This window comes from Limnohabitans sp. 2KL-17 (genome assembly GCF_003063415.1).
Classification (GTDB): Bacteria; Pseudomonadota; Gammaproteobacteria; order Burkholderiales; family Burkholderiaceae_C; genus Limnohabitans_A.
The window spans coordinates 15918-35180 of sequence record NZ_NESK01000031.1 but is presented as its reverse complement, the minus strand read 5'-3'; the positions used below and the strand labels follow the sequence as shown (position 1 = coordinate 35180).

The 19263-nt window shown below is 57.2% G+C and carries 21 protein-coding genes; 16 read left to right on the top strand and 5 right to left on the bottom strand.

The annotated features are described in order from the left end of the window. Positions 1 to 62 precede the first annotated feature (62 nt). The 14 genes from B9Z45_RS14485 (at position 63) to B9Z45_RS14420 (ending at position 12533) form a co-directional block, all read left to right on the top strand. Entirely contained in the window at positions 63 to 1670 is a 1608-nt protein-coding gene (locus B9Z45_RS14485; RefSeq protein WP_108407942.1) for a carboxyl transferase domain-containing protein, read from the top strand. Between the two features lie 44 nt (positions 1671 to 1714). Beyond that, positions 1715 to 2041: a type II toxin-antitoxin system VapB family antitoxin gene (locus B9Z45_RS14480; RefSeq protein ID WP_108407929.1), complete on the top strand. Its 327-nt coding sequence runs from the start codon at positions 1715 to 1717 to the stop codon at positions 2039 to 2041. Then, positions 2038 to 2439, top strand: a complete 402-nt coding sequence (locus tag B9Z45_RS14475; protein WP_108407928.1) for a PIN domain-containing protein — start codon at positions 2038 to 2040, stop codon at positions 2437 to 2439. Before B9Z45_RS14480 ends, B9Z45_RS14475 begins: the two co-directional genes overlap by 4 nt. After that, complete coding sequence (locus B9Z45_RS14470) at positions 2427 to 2972, top strand: DinB family protein (RefSeq protein ID WP_108407927.1); 546 nt, start codon at positions 2427 to 2429, stop codon at positions 2970 to 2972. Before B9Z45_RS14475 ends, B9Z45_RS14470 begins: the two co-directional genes overlap by 13 nt. Next, positions 2969 to 3760: an enoyl-CoA hydratase/isomerase family protein gene (locus tag B9Z45_RS14465; RefSeq protein ID WP_108407926.1), complete on the top strand. Its 792-nt coding sequence runs from the start codon at positions 2969 to 2971 to the stop codon at positions 3758 to 3760. The genes B9Z45_RS14470 and B9Z45_RS14465 overlap by 4 nt, the downstream gene beginning before the upstream one ends. After that, on the top strand, positions 3757 to 4881 hold the full coding sequence (locus tag B9Z45_RS14460) for a dienelactone hydrolase family protein (RefSeq protein WP_108407925.1): 1125 nt from the start codon (positions 3757 to 3759) through the stop codon (positions 4879 to 4881). Before B9Z45_RS14465 ends, B9Z45_RS14460 begins: the two co-directional genes overlap by 4 nt. Positions 4882 to 4902: 21 nt before the next feature. After that, a complete protein-coding gene (locus B9Z45_RS14455; RefSeq protein WP_108407924.1) occupies positions 4903 to 6912 on the top strand; it encodes an acetyl/propionyl/methylcrotonyl-CoA carboxylase subunit alpha in 2010 nt (669 codons plus the stop codon). Between the two features lie 12 nt (positions 6913 to 6924). Continuing rightward, positions 6925 to 7845: a glyoxylate/hydroxypyruvate reductase A gene (locus B9Z45_RS14450; protein ID WP_108407923.1), complete on the top strand. Its 921-nt coding sequence runs from the start codon at positions 6925 to 6927 to the stop codon at positions 7843 to 7845. A 17-nt stretch (positions 7846 to 7862) separates the two neighbouring features. Next, entirely contained in the window at positions 7863 to 8771 is a 909-nt protein-coding gene (locus B9Z45_RS14445) for a hydroxymethylglutaryl-CoA lyase (protein ID WP_108407922.1), read from the top strand. A gap of 3 nt (positions 8772 to 8774) precedes the next feature. Next, positions 8775 to 9287 carry a YbaK/EbsC family protein gene (locus B9Z45_RS14440; RefSeq protein ID WP_108407921.1) on the top strand — a complete coding sequence of 171 codons (513 nt, stop codon included), beginning with the start codon at positions 8775 to 8777 and terminating at the stop codon, positions 9285 to 9287. Beyond that, positions 9284 to 9541: a DUF1289 domain-containing protein gene (locus B9Z45_RS14435; protein ID WP_108407920.1), complete on the top strand. Its 258-nt coding sequence runs from the start codon at positions 9284 to 9286 to the stop codon at positions 9539 to 9541. The genes B9Z45_RS14440 and B9Z45_RS14435 overlap by 4 nt, the downstream gene beginning before the upstream one ends. A 34-nt stretch (positions 9542 to 9575) precedes the next feature. Beyond that, on the top strand, positions 9576 to 10217 hold the full coding sequence (locus tag B9Z45_RS14430) for a 2-hydroxychromene-2-carboxylate isomerase (RefSeq protein WP_108407919.1): 642 nt from the start codon (positions 9576 to 9578) through the stop codon (positions 10215 to 10217). Between the two features lie 112 nt (positions 10218 to 10329). Next, a complete protein-coding gene (locus B9Z45_RS14425; protein ID WP_108407941.1) occupies positions 10330 to 11091 on the top strand; it encodes a metallophosphoesterase in 762 nt (253 codons plus the stop codon). Continuing rightward, positions 11088 to 12533, top strand: a complete 1446-nt coding sequence (locus tag B9Z45_RS14420) for a bifunctional serine/threonine-protein kinase/universal stress protein (protein WP_108407918.1) — start codon at positions 11088 to 11090, stop codon at positions 12531 to 12533. The genes B9Z45_RS14425 and B9Z45_RS14420 overlap by 4 nt, the downstream gene beginning before the upstream one ends. Positions 12534 to 12539: 6 nt before the next feature. On the opposite strand, the gene B9Z45_RS14415 is transcribed toward B9Z45_RS14420, so the two are convergent. The 5 genes from B9Z45_RS14415 to B9Z45_RS14395 form a co-directional block, all read right to left on the bottom strand. After that, positions 12540 to 12815 (bottom strand): DUF4212 domain-containing protein, encoded by a 276-nt coding sequence (locus B9Z45_RS14415; RefSeq protein WP_108407917.1) that lies wholly within the window; start codon positions 12813 to 12815, stop codon positions 12540 to 12542. A gap of 162 nt (positions 12816 to 12977) precedes the next feature. Next, the gene (locus tag B9Z45_RS14410) at positions 12978 to 15092 is read right to left on the bottom strand and encodes a sodium:solute symporter family protein (protein ID WP_108407916.1); all 2115 of its coding nucleotides are present in this window, start codon (positions 15090 to 15092) and stop codon (positions 12978 to 12980) included. Next, positions 15089 to 15352 (bottom strand): DUF4212 domain-containing protein, encoded by a 264-nt coding sequence (locus B9Z45_RS14405; RefSeq protein ID WP_108407915.1) that lies wholly within the window; start codon positions 15350 to 15352, stop codon positions 15089 to 15091. The genes B9Z45_RS14410 and B9Z45_RS14405 overlap by 4 nt, the downstream gene beginning before the upstream one ends. An 81-nt stretch (positions 15353 to 15433) precedes the next feature. Continuing rightward, positions 15434 to 15955, bottom strand: coding sequence for a tetratricopeptide repeat protein (locus B9Z45_RS14400; RefSeq protein ID WP_233252215.1), 522 nt, complete (start codon positions 15953 to 15955; stop codon positions 15434 to 15436). Between the two features lie 86 nt (positions 15956 to 16041). Further along, complete coding sequence (locus tag B9Z45_RS14395; protein WP_108407913.1) at positions 16042 to 16338, bottom strand: hypothetical protein; 297 nt, start codon at positions 16336 to 16338, stop codon at positions 16042 to 16044. A 765-nt stretch (positions 16339 to 17103) separates the two neighbouring features. On the opposite strand from B9Z45_RS14395, the gene B9Z45_RS14385 reads away from it, so the two are divergent. Further along, positions 17104 to 18864: an MFS transporter gene (locus B9Z45_RS14385; RefSeq protein ID WP_108407911.1), complete on the top strand. Its 1761-nt coding sequence runs from the start codon at positions 17104 to 17106 to the stop codon at positions 18862 to 18864. Between the two features lie 89 nt (positions 18865 to 18953). Then, on the top strand, positions 18954 to 19133 hold the full coding sequence (locus B9Z45_RS14380; protein ID WP_108407910.1) for a hypothetical protein: 180 nt from the start codon (positions 18954 to 18956) through the stop codon (positions 19131 to 19133). The last annotated feature ends 130 nt before the right edge of the window (positions 19134 to 19263 follow it).

The window sequence follows — 19263 nt, the reverse complement described above, 5'->3', positions numbered from 1 at the left end:
TGGCCATTGCACTTTAAATACCGGGTTGGCCAAACCGGGTGGTGCACCGACAAGGAAGCCCCATGACTGTTTTGCACTCCCAACTGAACCCGCGCTCAGCCGATTTCCAGCACAACGCTGCCGCCATGCGTGGTCTGGTCGACGAACTGCGCAGCCATCTGGAACGTGTGGCTTTGGGCGGTGGCGATGCCCCGCGCGCCAAACACACAGCCCGCGGCAAGTTGCTGCCAAGAGACCGCGTGCAAATGCTGCTCGACCCCGGTACGCCTTTCCTCGAAGTCGCGCCGCTGGCGGCGCTCAACATGTACAACAACGACGCCCCCAGCTCGGGTGTGATCGTGGGCATTGGCCGCGTCAGTGGGGTGGACTGCATGATTGTGTGCAACGACGCCACGGTGAAGGGCGGTACCTATTACCCGATGACGGTGAAAAAGCATTTGCGGGCACAAGAGATCGCGCAGCAAAACCAATTGCCCTGCATCTACCTGGTCGATTCGGGCGGCGCCAACTTGCCCAACCAGGACGAAGTCTTTCCAGACCGCGACCACTTCGGCCGCATCTTTTTTAACCAGGCCAACATGAGTGCGCAGGGCATCGCGCAAATTGCGGTGGTCATGGGCAGCTGCACCGCGGGCGGCGCGTATGTGCCTGCCATGAGCGACGAAACCATCATCGTCAAGAACCAGGGCACCATCTTTCTGGGAGGCCCGCCTTTGGTCAAGGCGGCCACGGGCGAGGTGGTCACCGCCGAAGACTTGGGCGGTGGCGACGTGCACACCCGCTTGAGTGGTGTGGCCGATCACTTGGCGCAAAACGATGTGGACGCCTTGGCCCTGGCGCGCCAGGCCGTGAAAAACCTGAATGCCCGCAAGGCACCGAACATCGCGACGCACGCGCCCGTGCCCCCCAAGTTCGATGCGAAGGAGCTGTATGGCGTGATTCCTACTGACACGCGCAAGCCCTTTGATGTGCGCGAGATCATCGCCCGCATCGTGGATGGCTCGGAGTTTGATGAGTTCAAATCGCGCTTTGGCACCACCTTGATTTGCGGCTTTGCGCGCATCGAAGGCATGCCAGTGGGCATCATTGCCAACAACGGCATTTTGTTCAGCGAGTCGGCGCTGAAAGGTGCGCACTTCATCGAGCTGTGCTGCCAGCGCAAGATACCGCTGGTGTTTTTGCAAAACATCACCGGCTTCATGGTGGGCCGCAAATACGAAAACGAAGGCATTGCCCGCAACGGCGCCAAGATGGTGACTGCCGTGGCCACTGCTGCGGTGCCCAAGTTCACCATCATCATTGGCGGCAGCTTTGGCGCGGGCAACTACGGCATGTGCGGCCGCGCTTACAGCCCCCGTTTTTTGTGGATGTGGCCCAACGCCCGCATCAGCGTCATGGGCGGCGAGCAGGCCGCGAGCGTGCTGGCCACTGTCAAGCGCGATGGCATTGAAGGCAAGGGCGGACAGTGGAGCATGGAAGAAGAAGAAGCTTTCAAGGCGCCGATCAAGCAGCAATACGAAGACCAGGGTCACCCTTACTACGCCACCGCCCGCATCTGGGATGACGGCATCATCGACCCTGCCGACACCCGCCGCGTGCTGGCGCTGGGCCTGAGCGCATCGCTGAACGCGCCGATTCCCGAGACAAAATTTGGACTTTTCCGCATGTAATGTGTATGATTTTGTGAAGTAATACACATTAAGGGACTGAAAACATGCGAACCAACATCGAAATCGACGACGACTTGATGGCCGCCGCTATGGCGGCGGGCGGCTTCAAGACCAAAAAGGAAGCGGTTGAAGAGGGCTTGCGCCTGGTGCGTCGGCGCCAGGTCTACAACGGTTTGCTGGCCTTGCGTGGCAAGTTGCAATGGGACGACTCAGACGCTTCTTGGGCGCAAGCTTGCACGCCAGAGGCTTCAGTCATGGCCGCCCAAGAGCCTCAGGGCGCGTACGGCGTGAAGCCCAAACCTGCAGCCACGACCGGACGCTCGGCAAAAGCCAAAAAACCGGCCGTGGCAAAACGGAGCAAGGCCAAATGATCTTGGTGGACTCCAGTGTCTGGATCGACTTTTTCCGTGTAGGGCAAAGCACGCAAAGTCAGACCTTGGCCCGTTGCTTGGGCGATTCCAGTGTGGAGGTCGGCATGGCCGATCTGGTGCTGTTTGAGGTCATGCGTGGGTTTCGCGAAGGGGGCTTGATGCGCGAAGCCCAAACACTCATGAGCGTATTGCCGCAGGTGGAAATCGGGGGCACAGCGCCTGTGTTGAAGGCGGCAGAGCGTTACCGGCAATTGCGCAGCCAAGGCCGCACCGCGCACAGCCCCATTGACGTGCTGCTGGCCAGCTACTGCATGACCCACAGGATCGCGCTGCTGCACCGCGACGCGGATTTTGAATCACTTCAAACTTTGGGAGGGCTGGACACATGGCCGCATTGAAACCATTACTGAGTCCTTTTCACACCCACTTCTACCAACAAGCCCGTTACCACGTCTGGGCTACGCACCGACTGCTTGATGCGGTGATGCCTGTGGCCGACACAGACTACTTCAAAAACCTGGGTCTTTTCTTCAAGAGCATTCACGGCACGCTCAACCATTTGTTGGTCGCAGAACACCTGCTTTGGTATGCACGTTTTTCTAAGGGTGCCTCGCCACTGCTGGGCCTGGACACCGAAGTGGAGCCCAACCGCGAACGCTTGGCGCAGGCACTCAATGGCGGTTCGGCCAATTGGGAGCGACTCATCGCCACTTGGCCAGCCGAGCGTTTCGACGGACAGCTGGACTACCGAACCATGAAAGGCGTACCGCAGTTGTTACCGTTCGCGGCCACGCTGGCACATGTCTTTAATCACGCCACGCATCACCGTGGGCAGATCACCGCCGCGTTGACGGCTTTGGGCCAGCCCAGCCCCGAGTTGGACTGGGTCTATCACCTGCAACTGGAAGCCGCCGAGGCGAAAAAAGCATGAGCACAGCCCTGAAAATTTCCACCCAAGCCGGCGTGCAGACCATCACGCTGTCCCGCCCCGATGTGCGCAACGCATTCAACGACGAAGTGATTGCCGAGCTGAAAAACGCTTTCATGGCGGTGGCGCAAGACAGCGCCGTGCGCTGTGTGGTGCTGGCTGCTGAGGGCCCCGCCTTTTGCGCTGGCGCAGACCTGAACTGGATGCGCCGCATGGCCGACTACACCCGCGAAGAAAATCTGGCCGATGCGGGTGAGTTGGCCGCCATGCTTCGCGCCATTTACGAATGCCCCCAGCCGACCATCGCTCGTGTGCAGGGCGATGTGTACGCAGGCGGCATGGGCCTGGTGGCCGCGTGTGACATGGCGGTGAGCGTTGAAACGGCCAACTACTGTTTGAGCGAGGTCAAGCTGGGCCTGATCCCGGCGACCATCAGCCCGTATGTGATTCGGGCCATGGGCGCGCGTGCGGCGCACCGCTACTTTTTGACGGCCGAGCGCTTTGGCGCTGCAGAGGCGCACCGCATCGGCCTGGTGCATGAAGTGGTCGCCGTGGATGCGCTGGATGCCAAAGTGGCCGATCTGACGCAGGCACTGGTGAACGCCAGCCCCGACGCCGTTCGTGCCTGCAAGAAATTGGTACATAACGTGGCCGAGCGCGACATCAACGACGCGCTGGTGGCGCAGACGGTGGTCAGCATCGCCGACATCCGTGCCAGCAGCGAGGGCAAGGAGGGCGTGCAGTCCTTTTTGCAAAAAAGAAAGCCTAATTGGTTGTTTGTACAAAAATGAATTTGATCCAATCTATTTGTGCGATGGCTGTCGCATTACTGAGTAATTTTTCACATGCGCAAGTACGTGACGCTGCATTAGGCGAGTCCATCGTTACGATCAAGAACAATCGCTTGTTTGCTGTAGATTTAGAAACCACGGTCTTTAAACCCGAGGGCACTGGGCCTTTTCCTGTGGTGATCATCAATCACGGGAAAAGTCTTGGGAATAACCGTCTTCAAGGACGAGAGCGTGCAATTGTGGCAACGAGGCAATTCATGCAAAGGGGATATGCAGTCGTTTTGCCTATGCGCCAAGGATTTTCCAACTCAGGAGGGGCAGCAGTCGGCGAGGGGTGCAACATCGCCGGTAACGGAGAAGCACAAGCTGACGACATCAAAGCAGTGATGACATGGGTGGTACAGCAGCCATGGGTGGACCCTCAAAGAATGATCATGCTGGGGCAATCTCATGGCGGGTTGACCACGCTGGCTTACGCGCAAGACCCACAACCCGGAATCAAATTCGTCGTCAATTTTGCAGGTGGACTTAAATACACGCAAGGATGCCAGTGGGAGTTGGCATTGAAAGATGCTTTTCAAGCGTATGGCAAAAAAGTGAAAGTTGATTCACTCTGGTTTTATGGTGCCAACGACAGTTTTTTCCCGCCCGAAGTGATCAAGCCAGCTCATCAAGCTTATGTTGATGCGGGTGGCAAGGCAGAAATGATGGCTTTTGGTGTGTTTGGTGCCGATGCTCATGGAATGTTTGCCAGCCCGAATGGACTGCCTATCTGGTGGCCAAAAGTTGAAGCCAAACTTATTGAGCACGGCTTGCCGACCTTGCTGACTTTTCCCCAGTACGCAACTGTCGGCAAAACACCTGTGCCAGAACCAACCCAATGGGCTGATTTGAAAGCGATTGATCAAACTCCGCACCTGAAGGATAGCGGGAGAAAAGGCTACGGGACTTTCCTCGAAAAAGCTCTGCCAAGAGCCTTCGCGTTATCAGGTTCTGGGGCCTGGGGTTGGGCTAATGGTGGAGACGACCCACTTAGCCGTGCCTTGAGCAATTGCCAAAAAAACTCCAAATTACCTTGTCTGCTTTACGCAGTGGATGAGCAGGTGGTCTGGAAACCATAAACAAGCTAAGAAGGTCAATAAATGTTCAAAAAAATACTGATCGCCAACCGTGGCGAAATCGCTTGCCGCGTAGCGGCCACTGCCCGCCGTCTGGGCATCCAAACGGTGGCGGTTTATTCAGATGCCGATGCAGGGGCCAAGCATGTGCAGGCTTGCGATGAAGCGGTGCATGTGGGCGGAAGTGCCCCGAAAGACAGCTACCTGCGCTGGGAGCGAATTCTGGAGGCGGCGAAAGCCACAGGCGCCGAGGCTGTGCACCCCGGCTATGGTTTCTTGAGCGAAAACGAAGACTTTGCCAAAGCCTGCGCGGCAGCCGGCCTGGTCTTCATTGGTCCGCCCGCTTCGGCCATTCTGGCGATGGGCCTGAAGGCCGAGTCCAAGCGCCTGATGGCATCGGCCGGTGTGCCACTGGTGCCCGGTTACCACGGGGTCGACCAGGATCCGGCACTGCTGCAAAAAGAAGCCGACAGCATCGGTTACCCGGCACTCATCAAGGCCAGTGCAGGCGGCGGCGGCAAGGGCATGCGAGTGGTTGAAAAGTCTGAAGACTTCGCCGCCGCTCTCGCATCCTGCCAGCGCGAAGCCACCAATAGCTTTGGCAGCGATGCGGTGCTGATTGAAAAGTATGTGCAGCGCCCTCGCCACATCGAGATTCAGGTCTTTGGCGACACGCAAGGCAACTGCGTGTATTTGTTTGAACGCGATTGTTCGGTGCAGCGCCGCCACCAGAAGGTGCTGGAAGAAGCACCGGCGCCCGGCATGACCGAAGCCCTGCGTGCGCAAATGGGCGCGGCCGCAGTGGCGGCAGCCAAGGCCGTGAACTACGTGGGCGCGGGGACGGTGGAATTCATCGTCGAGCAAACGGCCTACGACCAACCCGAATCGATGAAGTTTTTCTTCATGGAAATGAACACCCGCCTGCAGGTGGAGCATCCCGTGACCGAGGCCATCACCGGGCTGGATCTGGTGGAGTGGCAACTGCGTGTGGCCAGTGGCGAGCCGCTGCCTTTGCGTCAGGACCAGCTGCGCATTCAGGGCCACGCCATCGAGGCGCGCATCTGCGCTGAGAACCCGGACAATAACTTTTTGCCTGCCACCGGGACCTTGCAGGTTTACCGCAAGCCACAAGCGACCAGTTTTGAGCGCGGTAACGTGCGTGTCGACGACGGCGTGCGTGAGGGCGACACCATCAGCCCGTTTTACGACTCCATGGTGGCCAAACTGATTGTGCACGGCGACGCGCGTGAGCAGGCGCTGGCACGGCTCGACACGGCGTTGGCGCAAACCCACATCGTGGGCTTGAACACCAATGTGCAGTTCTTGCGACATGTGGTGCGCTCATCGGCATTTGCCCGGGCGCAACTCGACACCGCACTCATTCAGCGTGAAGCTGCGGTGCTTTTCAAGCAGGAAACTGTGGGCTTGCCAGCGGCAGTGGCCGCCGTGGTGGCGCACACTTTGCACGCTGAGCAGGCCTTGCAGGGGCACGACCCTTTCAGCCGCCGCGATGGCTGGCAGTCGCATGGCGTGACGCAACGCCGCTTTGAATTTTTCTGGCAAGACCAGCTGCGTTCTGCCCGCCTGAATTGTTTGCACGACGGCGCCTTGAGCTTGTCGCTGGAAGGCGATGTCCCCGTGGTCGGTTTGCTGGGTTTTTCAGCCGACGGCGCCGGCTTGTGGGTGCAGTGGGGCGATGCCCCGCGTTTGTTCAGTCAGCTCGATTGGCAAGGTGAAACCGCGCACCTGTTCACGCCCCAGGGCGCGACCCGCATCACCGTACTTGACCCGCTGGCCCATGCGGGCGAAGCGGTGCAAGAAGGCGGTCGTCTGACTGCACCCATGCCGGGCAAGGTGGTGTCGTTTGCCGTCAAGGCTGGGGACAAGGTCAAGGCGGGTCAGCCGTTGGCCGTGATGGAGGCCATGAAAATGGAGCACACGATCAGCGCACCGAAAGACGGTGTGGTGGCCGAGTTGCTCTATGCACCTGGTGACCAGGTCGCCGACGGGGCAGAGCTGCTCAAGCTCAGCTGACACAATCATGGCATGAACATCACCATCTGTTTTGCCAGCCTCGCCCCCGAGCCTTGGGTGCAGGCTTTGCAACAAGCTTTGCCTGGGGCACAAGTGTCGGCATGGGTCCCGGGTGCCCCGCAAGCCGATCACGCCATCGTTTGGGCACCACCCCAGCAATTCATTGACGAGCAGTCAGGTTTGAAAACCCTTTTCAACATTGGCGCGGGTGTGGATGCCTTGCTGCAGCTCAAGCTGCCACCTGCGCTCAAGGTGGTGCGCCTGGACGATGCCGGCATGTCGGTCCAGATGGCCGAATACGTTTGCCACGCGGTGATCCGGCACTTCCGTGAATTCGACGCTTACGACGCCGACACGCAGATGGGCAAGTGGTCTTACCTCAAGCCGCGCAACCGAGCCGACTTTGCCGTGGGCGTGATGGGCCTGGGTGTGCTGGGTGAGCGGGTGACCAAAGCCTTGCAGGTTTTCGAGTTCCCGGTCAATGGCTACAGCCGCAGTCCCAAAGACCTGCCGGGCATCCGGTGCTTCAGCGGAACGCAGGCCTTGCCCCAATTCCTGCAGGCCACCCGGGTGCTCGTCAACCTGATGCCGCTCACGCCCGAAACCGAAAACATGCTCAACCAGGGCACGCTGTCGCACTTGCAAAAAGGCGGCTACGTCATCAATGTGGCCCGGGGCAAGCACTTGGTCGAAGACGACTTGATCGCCCTGATTGACACAGGACATCTGGCTGGCGCTACGCTGGATGTGTTCCGTACCGAGCCTCTGCCCAAGGAGCACCCTTTTTGGCAGCACCCGAAAATCACGGTGACCCCCCACACCTCTGCCCGCACTTTGCGCGAAGAGAGCATTGCCCAAATAGTGGGCAAAATTCAGGCTTTGCAGCGTGGTGAGGCGATCAACGGTGTCGTGGACCCTCTGCGCGGCTATTGAAAAGAAAGAGAACCCTCATGTCGATTCCTTCCCGCGTTCAAATCATCGACGTCGGCCCCCGTGACGGTCTGCAAAATGAAAAGCAGCCTGTGCCGGCCCATGTCAAGATTGAGCTGGTGCACCGCCTGCAGGCGGCAGGCCTGAAAGAGATCGAGGTCACCAGTTTTGTCAGCCCCAAGTGGGTGCCCCAAATGGCCGACAACGCCGAAGTCATGGCGGGCATTCAGCGCGCTTCAGACGTACGCTACTCGGTGCTCACCCCTAACATGCAGGGCTTTCAGGCAGCGTTGGCTTCCCGGCCAGACGAGATCGTGGTTTTTGCGGCAGCCAGCCAGGCTTTCAGCCAAAAAAACATCAATTGCTCCATTGAAGAAAGCATCGAGCGCTTTGCCCCGGTGGTGCAGGCTGCCCGCGATGCGGGCATCGCCGTGCGGGGTGCCATGAGTTGCACGGTGGGCTGCCCCTACGAGGGCGAGGTCTCGCCTGAAAGTGTGGCGTATTTGGCCGGCCTGATGAAGCAGATCGGCGTGCAGCGTGTGGACGTGGCCGACACGATTGGTACGGGCACACCGCTCAAGGTTCAAAGGGCGATCGAAGCCACGCTGAAACACTTTGATGTGGCCAACATCTGCGGCCACTTCCACGACACCTATGGGCAGGCACTGGCCAACACCTTGGCTGCGCTGCAAGTCGGCGTGTGGAACTTCCAGTCTTCGGTCGCAGGCCTAGGCGGTTGTCCTTACGCCAAGGGTGCAACGGGCAATGTGGCCACCGAAGAGGTGGTCTACATGCTGCATGGCATGGGCATCGAAACGGGCATTGACCTGGACAAACTGGTCGATGCGGGCGCTTTCATCAGCGATTTTCTGAGCCGAAAGTCCAATTCGCGCGTGGCCACGGCCATTCTCAACAAGCGGGCGGGTTGACGCATGTGTGGCTCAGAACTGCATGCGCTGCCTGACGGGGTGCAACGTGTGTCGCGCGCACTGCAAGAAGCAGGTCACCCCCATGCGCCGGTCATGCTGGATGGTGCGGCCCGCACCGCACAAGAGGCGGCGGATGGGCTGGGTGTGCTGCTGGGCCAGATCGCCAAAAGTGTGATTTTCAAACGCAAGCAAGACGGCGTTGCCGTGTTGGTGGTCACCTCGGGCGACCGGAGGGTCGACGAGAAAAAAGTGTCGGCGCTGGTGGGCAAGGTGGGCCGGGCTGATGCCGATTTCGTCAAAGCCCTCACCGGCTTTTCGATTGGCGGTGTCTCCCCGGTGGCGCACCTCAACCCACCTGTCACCTTGCTCGACCAGGATCTTTGGCGCTTTGAAGTGGTCTGGGCTGCGGCAGGTCACCCCCATGGCGTTTTTCAGTTGCAGCCAGAAGACCTGAAGCGCCTGACCGGCGCACCGGTGGTGGATGTGGTTCAGGTCATATCAGGGGTGGCTGCATGAGCGAGCACTACTGGAAAAAACTGGCTGAGCGTGCTGCCCAGGTGCTGGCCCAGCCGGTGCCGCCAGCGCCCAATTCAGTGCCATCGCCTTGTGTCTCGCTGTGCCTGATGCACCCCGGCGCAGGCTGGTGTGATGGTTGTTTGCGCACCCTGCCTGAAATCGGTGGCTGGAGCCGCGCCAGCGACGAAGAAAAGCGCCTGGTGTGGTCGCAGATTCCTGAGCGCTTGTTGAAGCGCCAGGCGACAGACCACTGAGTCCCTCCACTTTTAGCCCTCGGCCTGGAGCCCCATGAAAACCATCCACTTTTACTTGGACTTCATTTCGCCTTATGCCTGGATGGCATTCGACGCCTTGCCCCAAGTCTTGCAGGGCATCAGTCACCGCGTGGTGCACAAGCCGGTGGTGCTCGGCGCCATGCTCAAACACCATGGGCAGTTGGGTCCGGCAGAAATTCCCGCCAAACGCGACTGGACCTACCGCCAGGCGCAATGGCAAGCCCGTGCGCAGGGCACGCCGTTGCAGTTGCCCGCCAGCCACCCTTTTAATTCGCTGGGCTTGTTGCGTCTGGCCACGGCGTGTGATGCTGCAGGTGAGCCCAATCGGTTTGTGTGCGAGAAAATTTTTCGGCATGTCTGGTGCAGTGGCCTTGAGGCGGCAGACGCCGAGCGCCTGGCCACCTTGAGCGCCGATCTGGCACCAGGGGCGGATGTCGGCAGCGACGAAGTCAAGAAGCTCTTGAAGAACAACACCGATGAAGCCTTGGCACTGAACTTGTTTGGTGTGCCCAGTTTTGTGGTGGACGGGCAAGTGTTTTGGGGCAACGATGCCTTGCCCATGCTGCGGGCGTATTTGCAGGGTGACCCCTGGTTCCAGTCGCCCGAATGGACCAGTGTGGCGCAACTGCCCGTGGGCGTAAAGCGCAAGCTCTGAAGCTGTGCTTAGCCAGGCCATGCTGCTGGATACACAACGGCCAATGCTTTCAGCTTGATCTGAGGCAATTCCTGCCCAGGTTTGAACGGGCATCATGACCACAGAGATTCCCATGAAACTGGCCCTGATTTCAGACATTCACGCCAACCGCCAGGCTTTGCAGGCTTGTCTGGCCCATGCGCGCCAGCAAGGGGCTGACCGGTTTGTCTTTTTGGGGGATCTGGTGGGCTACGGCGCAGACCCTGTTGCCGTTTTGGATGAAATCATGGACTTGGCGTCTCAGGGCGCGCTGGTCTTGCGTGGCAACCACGACGAAATGGCTTTGAACCCGCCCGCTTTAAAAGGCGCGGACGTCACCATGGGATCGCATGGCGCGCATTGGACCCACGATCAGTTGACGGCCAGGCACCGCGCATTCTTGACCGAATTGCCACTCACCTTGACCCACGGCCACATGTTGCTCGTTCATGCCAGTGCAGACCGGCCTGATGCTTGGCGCTATGTGGACGGGGAGGGTGCTGCAGGGCGCTGTCTGGACCAAGCCTTGTCCCAGCAGCAGGGGCCGCATGTGCTGGTGGGGCATGTGCACCACCAAACCTTGTATTACCGGGGGGCCGGGCGCCACTTGATGAGCTTCGATCCGATCCCGGGCTTGCCGGTGCCCACTCCGGTGCACAGGCCCATGGTGGCTTGTGTCGGCTCATGTGGTCAGCCACGCGATGGCGATCCCAGGGCGATGTATGCCATCTGCGACCACACGGCTCAAAAGATGACCTTTCACCGTGTGCCTTACAACCATGCAGAAGCGGCTGCGGCCATTCGTTTGGCCGGCTTGCCGGAATTTTTTGCACAACGGCTGGAGCTTGGACGGTGAAACTCCTGAACCCCGGACATCTGATCGATGGCTTTGAGGTCGAAGCCTGCTTGCACGCCGGTGGCATGGCCCACATTTACAAAGTGGTTTACGCCCCTTCTGATGACGGGACCCGCAGAGCGGCCGAGTTTCCACTGGCCATGAAGATTCCGCGCATGACGGCATCAGACGGCGCTGAAAACATTGTCAGTTTTGAGGTCGAACTGCAAATACTGGCCGACCTCAAAGGTCCGCACGTGCCGCGTTTTGTCGCCGCCGGTGATTTGTCCAGGGTCCCTTACCTGGTCATGGAGTACATCGAAGGCAAGACATTGCAACACTGGCTGGATCACCGCGAAAGCTTGACAGTGCCTGAGTTGGCTGCGTTGGGCGCTGCCATGGCGCGTGCGGTGCACAGCCTGCATCAGCAAAATGTGTGTCATCTCGACTTGAAACCAGCCAATGTGCTGATCCGCCCCAACGGATCGGCGGTACTGCTGGACTTTGGCTTGTCGTGCCATGCGCAATACCCTGACCTGCTGGCCGAGGAGCTGCGCAAAGCGGTCGGCTCGCCCGTCTGGATTTCGCCCGAGCAGGTGGTGGGGGTAAGAGGCGATCCCCGCAGCGATATTTTTGCGATCGGTGTGATGTTGTACGAGTTGGCCACCGGTGAGCTGCCTTTTGGGCAGCCTGCAACTGCTGCAGGCATGCGCCAGCGCCTGTGGATGGACCCGCCACCGCCCCGCAAATACCGCCCTGATTTGCCCGAATGGCTGCAAGAGGTGATCTTGCGCTGTCTGGAGCCTGTGGCTGCAGACCGCTACCCTTCAGCCTCACATCTGGCATTTGATCTGACCCACCCGGACCAGGTCAAAGTGACAGAGCGGGGCAAAAAAACCAAGGGCACAGGGTTTTGGACGCACTTCAAGCGCTGGGTCCGTGCCAGTGGCATGGCGTACAGCCCGAGCCCTTTGCCTGCGCATCAAATTGAACAAGTGCCAATCATCATGGTGGCGGTGCCGCACCAGGATGTGAGCGATGCCACCTTGTATTCATTGCGCCAAGCCGTGGCCCGATCGCTGGGCATTCGCCCGGGCGCCCGGCTGGCCTGTGTGACGGTGATTTCGTCGGGACTGACCAGCAGCACCGAGGCCGACAAGTGCGAGACCCAGGTGCACCAATGGCACTTGAGTCGGCTGCAGCAATGGGCCCAGCCGCTGGACTTGGTTGGGCACCAGATATCTTTTCATGTGATCGAGTCGGGTGATGTGGCGGATGCCTTGCTGCGCTATGCGCAGGGCAATCAGGTGAACATGCTCATCCTGGGGGCGGCAACGCATGGCTTGCAAATGCAGCGCGTGTTGGCCACGGTCCCTATCAAGGTGGCCATGCAGGCGCCCTGCACGGTGATTCTGGTCAAGCAGAGCTTGCCTTTTGAGCGGCTTGCAGAAATCGCAGCCTGAACGGCGTCAATGTGAGTAAGGGTTCGCTTTGGCCTCTTCATTGCACAGCTCTCTTCCCCAGCGGTTCATCAGCCAGGCATACAGCACCACCATCGCTAGAAAGACCAAGAATGAGCCTTGCGCGGCCATCCAGAAATGGAACGGCCATCCCCGCACCTCAAATGAAAGACTGCGCGCAAAGAATGCGGGCCCAAAACTCGTCAAGGCCCACAACAGCAGCAACAGCCATGTCAATCGCCGTTTGCGTTTGTTCAGGGCCAGCGAGTGTGTTGTTTGGGTCATCGCTAAGGACAGAGACAAAACAAGCCCACAAGATCGGGTGTTTTCCCTTGAGCCCATGAAAAACGCCCACCGAGAAAAAGAAAAAACCCGATCGCTTCACGCGATCGGGTTTTTGTTGGAAAGGGTCATCTTGGCAAGACAGGTCTTGCCAATCCGGACCTTTTAATGAGCAGCACTGCCTTGTGAGGTCGAGCCGTCAAAGCTTGGGAAGCGGACGTTTTCCACCAATTCCTGAACTTCTTGGTCAGGTGCCTTGGTCAGCAGCGAAACAATGATGATCACCGCGAAGCCCAGTGGCACACCAAAGATGCCCGCCGAGATCGGGGCAATGTCCCACCAGGTGTTGGCCTTCAGGATTTCAGGCGTGAGCGATCCATTATGGAACAAGCCGTACATCCAGGGATGTGTTTTGAGCATGTAATAGAACGAGATGCCCAAGCCAGCCATCATGCCCAGCGACGCGCCCCACTTGTTGGCACGCTTCCAGAAGATGCCAAGGGTCAACGCCGGGAAGAAGGCTGCCGCAGCAAACGAGAAGGCCGCAGACACCAAGAATAAAATGTCCGCCATGCGCAGGGATGCGACATAAGCCGCAGCCAAGGCCACGAACACCAAAAGGACTTTGGAGATCGTCACGCGACGGTTGGCCGAAGCGTTCGGGTCAATCACTTTGTAGTACACGTCGTGCGACAAGGCGTTGGCAATGGTCAGCAACAAGCCATCGGCCGTCGACAAAGCCGCAGCCAAACCACCCGCTGCCACCAAACCAGAAATAACGAACGGCAAGCCGCCGATTTCAGGGGTGGCCAGCACCACAATGTCACCGCCCAAGCGGATCTCTGCCAGTTGCAAGATGCCATCTTTGTTGATGTCAGCCACAGCCATCAGCGTGGGGTCGACCACGTTCCAGCGCGCAATCCATCCCGGCAATTGGTCCATAGGGGTGCCGACCAAGAGCGTGTAGATGTCAAACTTGACCAGCACCGCCAAAGCAGGTGCCGTGAAGTACAGCAAAGAAATGAAGAACAGCGACCAAGCCACCGACTCACGCGCTGCACGCACCGAAGGCACGGTGTAAAAGCGCATCAGAATGTGTGGCAGCGCAGCCGTACCAATCATCAAGCAGAACACCAAGGCCAGAAAGTTCTTGCGTGCAATTTCTCTGGCAGCGTCGTCTTTGCCCGGGAAAGGCTCAGCATGGCGCAGGGGTGGTGCTGCGCGGGCAGCGTTGGTCGTGCGTGCTGCGGTGTAAGCAGCTTTGGCAGCCGCTTCGTCTTTGGGCAAAGCGGCAACAGCAGCTTCAGCGACTTTAATGTCCGCTGCTGGCGCGTTGGCGGCCTTCAGATCTTCCAGCTTTTTGGTGGCTGCTTCTTTGTCGGCAGCCATGGCTGCTGGAACATCTTTCAGCTTTTCAACGGCCGCGTCAGAGCGTGCTTTGAAGATACCGCGAACTTCGAGTTCTTTGGGATCTTTCAACAATTGCTCTTCTTTGGCCGTGACTTTTTCAAGCAGATAGCCATAAGCGACCTGAGGCACGGGGTTGCTGGTGTGTTTCACCGACAACCAAACCACGGGGATCATGTAGGCCACGATCAAGATCAGGTATTGCGCCACCTGAGTCCAAGTCACTGCGCGCATACCGCCCAAGAACGAGCAGACCAAAATGCCAGCTAAGCCGACATACACACCCACGTCGAAGGACAGGCCTGTCAGGCGGGCTGTGATCAAGCCCACACCAAAGATCTGCGCCACCACGTAAACGAAAGACACCAAGATGGCCGCAAACACGCCGATCAGGCGAGGCATGTTGCCGCCGTAGCGCGCGCCCAAGAAGTCAGGAATGGTGAACTGGCCAAACTTGCGAAGGTAAGGGGCCAAGAACAAAGCCACCAAACAGTAGCCGCCGGTCCAACCCAAGATGAAGGCCAAACCGCCGTAACCTGTCAGGTAGAGCGTGCCGGCCATGCCGATGAACGAGGCCGCCGACATCCAGTCAGAGCCTGTGGCCATGCCGTTGTAGATGGCGGGCACACGGCGACCGGCCACGTAGTATTCGGCCGCGTCGTTGGTGCGGCTCATCACACCAATACCGCCGTACAAGAGCACAGTGGCCGCCAAGAAGGCGTAGCCAATGTACTCTTTGGGCATGCCCATTTGCTCAAGAACAGCGAGCACGATGACGAAGGCTGCAAAGCCCCCGCCGTAGAACAAGAAAACTTTGTTCAGAGACTTCTGAAACTGGCCTTGGGTTTGGCCTTCCCCGCCGAAAACGCTCATGATTCATCTCCTTCAGAAACGCCATATTCCTTGTCAAGCTTGTTCATATAGCGTGCGTAGTACCAAATGATCAGGCAATAGACGACCAACGCGCCTTGGGCGGCCACCCAAAACGAAAAGGGCCAGCCAAAAAAGCTGAACGTCAAATCGCGCGAAAAGAACAAAACCACAAATGTCACAAAGAACCACAAAGCCAGCAGCAGCCCTGTGATTCTTAGATTTTTGCCCCAGTATTCCCGGTGTCTTGCAGTGAGCTGCATCGTTGTCTCCTTCATGTTGAAAAAACCAAACTACCTACTGTCAAACTTTCATACAAAGCCCAGGCTTTTGGGGTTTGAATCTCAAACCGCCCTGTCCAATTTCAAGCCTGTTTCTCTTTCGAGTTGCGCGGCCACCTTGGGCTCGAAGCCCTTTAAATGGCGCATGACTTGCAGCGCTTTATCGGGTTCCTGCATTTCCATATGGACCCGAGCCATTTGATACCAAGCGTAGGGGCTCATTGATTGCAACTGGGTGTTGCGCTCGAAAGCCACCAGGGACTCGGCAAAGCGTTGTTGACGCACCAGCGCCAAACCCAAGCCATACCAAGCCCTGTCCATTTTTTCGTCTATTGCAATGGCCGCATTGAAGGCGGCTTCCGCGTCTTGGCTGCGCCCCAGTTCTTCGCAAACAAACCCCACGTTGAAGTGGGCATTGGCATTGGCCGGGGTTTGCACCAGAGCGCGTTCAAAAAATCCTAAAGACTGAACCAAACGGCGATCGTTCAAGGCCTCAAAGCCCAGGCTGTTGAGTGCCAAAACATCATCTGGATGGATCTCGAGGATGTCTTGAAACAAAACATGGGCTTTGCTGCGCAATCCCAATACCAAAAGTGCCTTGGCTTGAAGACGTAACCAAAAGCACCTGCTCCGACTTGAGGAGTTCGCGCTGACGGGAGAGATATGGCTTTTCACTGACACGAGGCAACTCCCAACTCAAGGCAAATGTCTATTTTCAATTGCACCACCAAGACCCAAGCGATCAACAGCCAGCTGCTGGTGGCCAAGGGGATGTGCTGGTCCAGGATCAGTTTGGGGCTGATTTTGCGTGTCAGCCAAAGTGCAGGCTTGGAGGCCACATCCAAAAGTTGCCAAAAAACATTGTGGTCCCGGTTGGCGCCAGCCAACAATCCCAGCAAGAAACGCCCAATGATGAACATGAGAGAGAGTTCAATCAGACTCTTGGCAATGACGACAGCAAGCAACATGGACTTTAAATTTGGGTTTCAACTAAATTTTTTGGATTTTATGAACAAGTGCGTTGTCGTCCAACTCAGAATCAAAGCCCCTAAATAATTGTGTAAATATGTTTTCCCAATCAGATTCTCGAGTTTCATTCGGGAAAATTATTAATCTGACATTAAACTTACATATCCAGTCTTTTTAATTGGAACTACAGGCGGTAACTTCAAGGGAAAACACTGAGAAATTTTGAGGTGTCTTACCCCTTTGAACGCCTCCGGGAAGCCCGTTGATTGCATGGCGTAACGGTCTACCTATTCAATGTGCTGCTTCAAAAGCCGATGGGCATAAGCCCATTTTTAGAATGGCGAGGGTGCATGCGTTTGTGCGCTGGGTTCAGCCCAGTCCCCTGATGGCCATACAAATCAGTTTCATCGCACCTGTTTTTTTATGGCAAAACGCCATTGGATGCTGCTGTTTAGTCGCGATAAGCCTCAGAAGCTTGAATGCCCTTCGGGCTTTGCATGCGCACTTTTTGCAGGTTTTTTTAGAATTAAGGACGTTTTTTTTCGACATCAAAGGTCCGGAAAGTTAAATTTCGGAATAAAAAGACAGTTTATTTTTAAGGAAATACCGATCAAACCCTCTGATTTTTCACATTGCGGAATAATTTTGCAGGGTTAACGATTGGATGTAAGCCACAGTTGGTTGCGAGTCAGTCAGGGGCAAGTGCTGGGTTCAAGAATCGGCCCAAGTTCTCATGTTGGGAACTCTTTTTTGGAGACAACGCTATGGCTACAACCGCAGCCCGCCCGATGACGGCGGAAGAGAAGAAGGTGATTTTTGCCTCTTCTCTGGGTACCGTTTTTGAGTGGTACGACTTTTACCTGTACGGCTCATTGGCCGCAATCATTGCCAAGCAATTTTTCAGCGGCTTGGACGAAGGCTCTGCTTTCATTTTTGCGCTGTTGGCTTTTGCTGCTGGATTCATTGTGCGTCCTTTCGGCGCAATCTTCTTCGGCCGTCTGGGCGACATGATCGGCCGCAAGTACACCTTCCTGGTCACCATCTTGATCATGGGTGTGTCGACTTTCGTCGTTGGCATTTTGCCAAACTACGCCAGTATTGGTGTGGCCGCTCCCGTCATCCTGATCTGCCTTCGCTTGTTGCAAGGTCTGGCATTGGGTGGAGAGTACGGTGGCGCTGCCACTTATGTGGCCGAGCATGCTCCAGCGGGTCAGCGTGGTGCTTACACCGCCTGGATCCAAACCACGGCGACTTTGGGCTTGTTCTTGTCGCTGATGGTGATCTTGGGCACACGAACCATCATCGGTGAGGAAGCTTTTGCCGATTGGGGCTGGCGCGTTCCATTCTTGGTTTCGGTGATCATGCTGATCATCTCGGTGTACATCCGTTTGAGCATGAACGAATCGCCTGCTTTCGTGAAAATGAAAGCCGAAGGCAAGACCTCCAAGGCCCCGTTGTCCGAATCTTTCGGTCAGTGGAAAAACTTGAAAATTGTGATTTTGGCCTTGTTTGGCGTGGTCATGGGCCAGGCCGTGGTCTGGTACTCCGGTCAGTTCTACGCTTTGTTCTTTCTGACACAAGCGCTGAAAGTGGACGGCGCCACCGCCAACATCATGGTCGCAATTTCCTTGATCATCGGCACACCATTCTTTGTGATCTTCGGCACGCTGTCGGACAAAATCGGTCGTAAACCATTGATCTTGGCTGGCTGCTTGTTGGCTGTCGTCACATACTTCCCTGTGTTCAAGGCTTTGACCAAAGCAGCCAACCCAGATCTGTACGCTGCTCAGCAGTCTGCCCAAGTTACGGTGACTGCCGACCCAGCAGAGTGCTCATTCCAGTTCAACCCCACAGGCACCAAGAAGTTCACTTCTTCTTGTGATATCGCTAAACAGCGTTTGGCTGGCGCTTCTGTGTCCTACGAAAACATTGCAGCGCCTGCTGGCACCCCTGCAGTGATCAAAGTTGGCGAGACCGTGGTGAATGTCAAGTACTCGGCTGAAGATGTTGCTGCTGCCAAGGCCAAGGCCGAGGAAAAGCTGGCCGCTCTGAACGCAGCAGAACCCAAAGACGCCAAGGCCATCGAAGCTGCCACCAAGTCTGTCAAAGACCTGAGCAACGAGAAAACAGCTGGTGCAACCCTGTTGGCTTCCAACCTGGGCGCTGCCTTGAAGGCCGCGGGCTATCCCGCTAAAGCCGACATGGCCAAGTTCGACAAAGTGACCGTTGTCATCATCCTCTCCTACTTGGTGTTGTTGGTGACCATGGTGTACGGTCCTATAGCCGCCATGCTGGTCGAGATGTTCCCCACCCGCATCCGTTACACATCGATGTCCTTGCCGTATCACATCGGTAACGGCTGGTTCGGTGGTTTGATGCCCACGACCGCTTTTGCGATCGTGGCCCAGACTGGCAACATGTACAACGGCTTGTGGTACCCGATCATCATCGCCGGTGCAACCGTCGTGATTGGTGGCTTGTTCATCAAGGAAACCAAAGACGTTGACATTTACGCCAACGACTGATTGACTTTGTAAGCATCTCGGGGTGACTCGGGTGCTACATTTTGGGCCTTCCCTCTGTGGAGGGCCTTTTTCATTTTTGGAGATGAACTATGTGGAAAATTGTTGTTGGATTCGTGATTTTTGCTGCCCTGGCTTTGTACGTGATCAGCAAAGGCGGCGACAGCCTCGACATGAGCGGTGAAAAGCATGGCGCAGACGCCGTGCATTCAGAACCCGCCAAGGCCGGCACGCCAGCTGCACCCGCTGCTGAAGCCAGCGCCGCCAAGTAAACGCTTTTGCTGTCCATGGGTGATTGACCATGGGTCGGTTGCCTGGACTCAAGGCCTCATCTGAAAGCCACGCCCTTGCGTGGCTTTTCTTTTGCGCGTCAGAGTTGTCATGCTCTCCGTCCTAGAATGT

Bases quoted from the DNA above. Each gene is read 5' to 3' on its own strand.
- B9Z45_RS14485 (WP_108407942.1), top strand. From the start codon at position 63: ATGACTGTTTTGCACTCCCAACTGAACCCGCGCTCAGCCGATTTCCAG.
- B9Z45_RS14480 (WP_108407929.1), top strand. From the start codon at position 1,715: ATGCGAACCAACATCGAAATCGACGACGACTTGATGGCCGCCGCTATG.
- B9Z45_RS14475 (WP_108407928.1), top strand. From the start codon at position 2,038: ATGATCTTGGTGGACTCCAGTGTCTGGATCGACTTTTTCCGTGTAGGG.
- B9Z45_RS14470 (WP_108407927.1), top strand. From the start codon at position 2,427: ATGGCCGCATTGAAACCATTACTGAGTCCTTTTCACACCCACTTCTAC.
- B9Z45_RS14465 (WP_108407926.1), top strand. From the start codon at position 2,969: ATGAGCACAGCCCTGAAAATTTCCACCCAAGCCGGCGTGCAGACCATC.
- B9Z45_RS14460 (WP_108407925.1), top strand. From the start codon at position 3,757: ATGAATTTGATCCAATCTATTTGTGCGATGGCTGTCGCATTACTGAGT.
- B9Z45_RS14455 (WP_108407924.1), top strand. From the start codon at position 4,903: ATGTTCAAAAAAATACTGATCGCCAACCGTGGCGAAATCGCTTGCCGC.
- B9Z45_RS14450 (WP_108407923.1), top strand. From the start codon at position 6,925: ATGAACATCACCATCTGTTTTGCCAGCCTCGCCCCCGAGCCTTGGGTG.
- B9Z45_RS14445 (WP_108407922.1), top strand. From the start codon at position 7,863: ATGTCGATTCCTTCCCGCGTTCAAATCATCGACGTCGGCCCCCGTGAC.
- B9Z45_RS14440 (WP_108407921.1), top strand. From the start codon at position 8,775: ATGTGTGGCTCAGAACTGCATGCGCTGCCTGACGGGGTGCAACGTGTG.
- B9Z45_RS14435 (WP_108407920.1), top strand. From the start codon at position 9,284: ATGAGCGAGCACTACTGGAAAAAACTGGCTGAGCGTGCTGCCCAGGTG.
- B9Z45_RS14430 (WP_108407919.1), top strand. From the start codon at position 9,576: ATGAAAACCATCCACTTTTACTTGGACTTCATTTCGCCTTATGCCTGG.
- B9Z45_RS14425 (WP_108407941.1), top strand. From the start codon at position 10,330: ATGAAACTGGCCCTGATTTCAGACATTCACGCCAACCGCCAGGCTTTG.
- B9Z45_RS14415 (WP_108407917.1), bottom strand. From the start codon at position 12,815: ATGACCCAAACAACACACTCGCTGGCCCTGAACAAACGCAAACGGCGA.
- B9Z45_RS14410 (WP_108407916.1), bottom strand. From the start codon at position 15,092: ATGAGCGTTTTCGGCGGGGAAGGCCAAACCCAAGGCCAGTTTCAGAAG.
- B9Z45_RS14405 (WP_108407915.1), bottom strand. From the start codon at position 15,352: ATGCAGCTCACTGCAAGACACCGGGAATACTGGGGCAAAAATCTAAGA.
- B9Z45_RS14395 (WP_108407913.1), bottom strand. From the start codon at position 16,338: ATGTTGCTTGCTGTCGTCATTGCCAAGAGTCTGATTGAACTCTCTCTC.
- B9Z45_RS14385 (WP_108407911.1), top strand. From the start codon at position 17,104: ATGGCTACAACCGCAGCCCGCCCGATGACGGCGGAAGAGAAGAAGGTG.
- B9Z45_RS14380 (WP_108407910.1), top strand. From the start codon at position 18,954: ATGTGGAAAATTGTTGTTGGATTCGTGATTTTTGCTGCCCTGGCTTTG.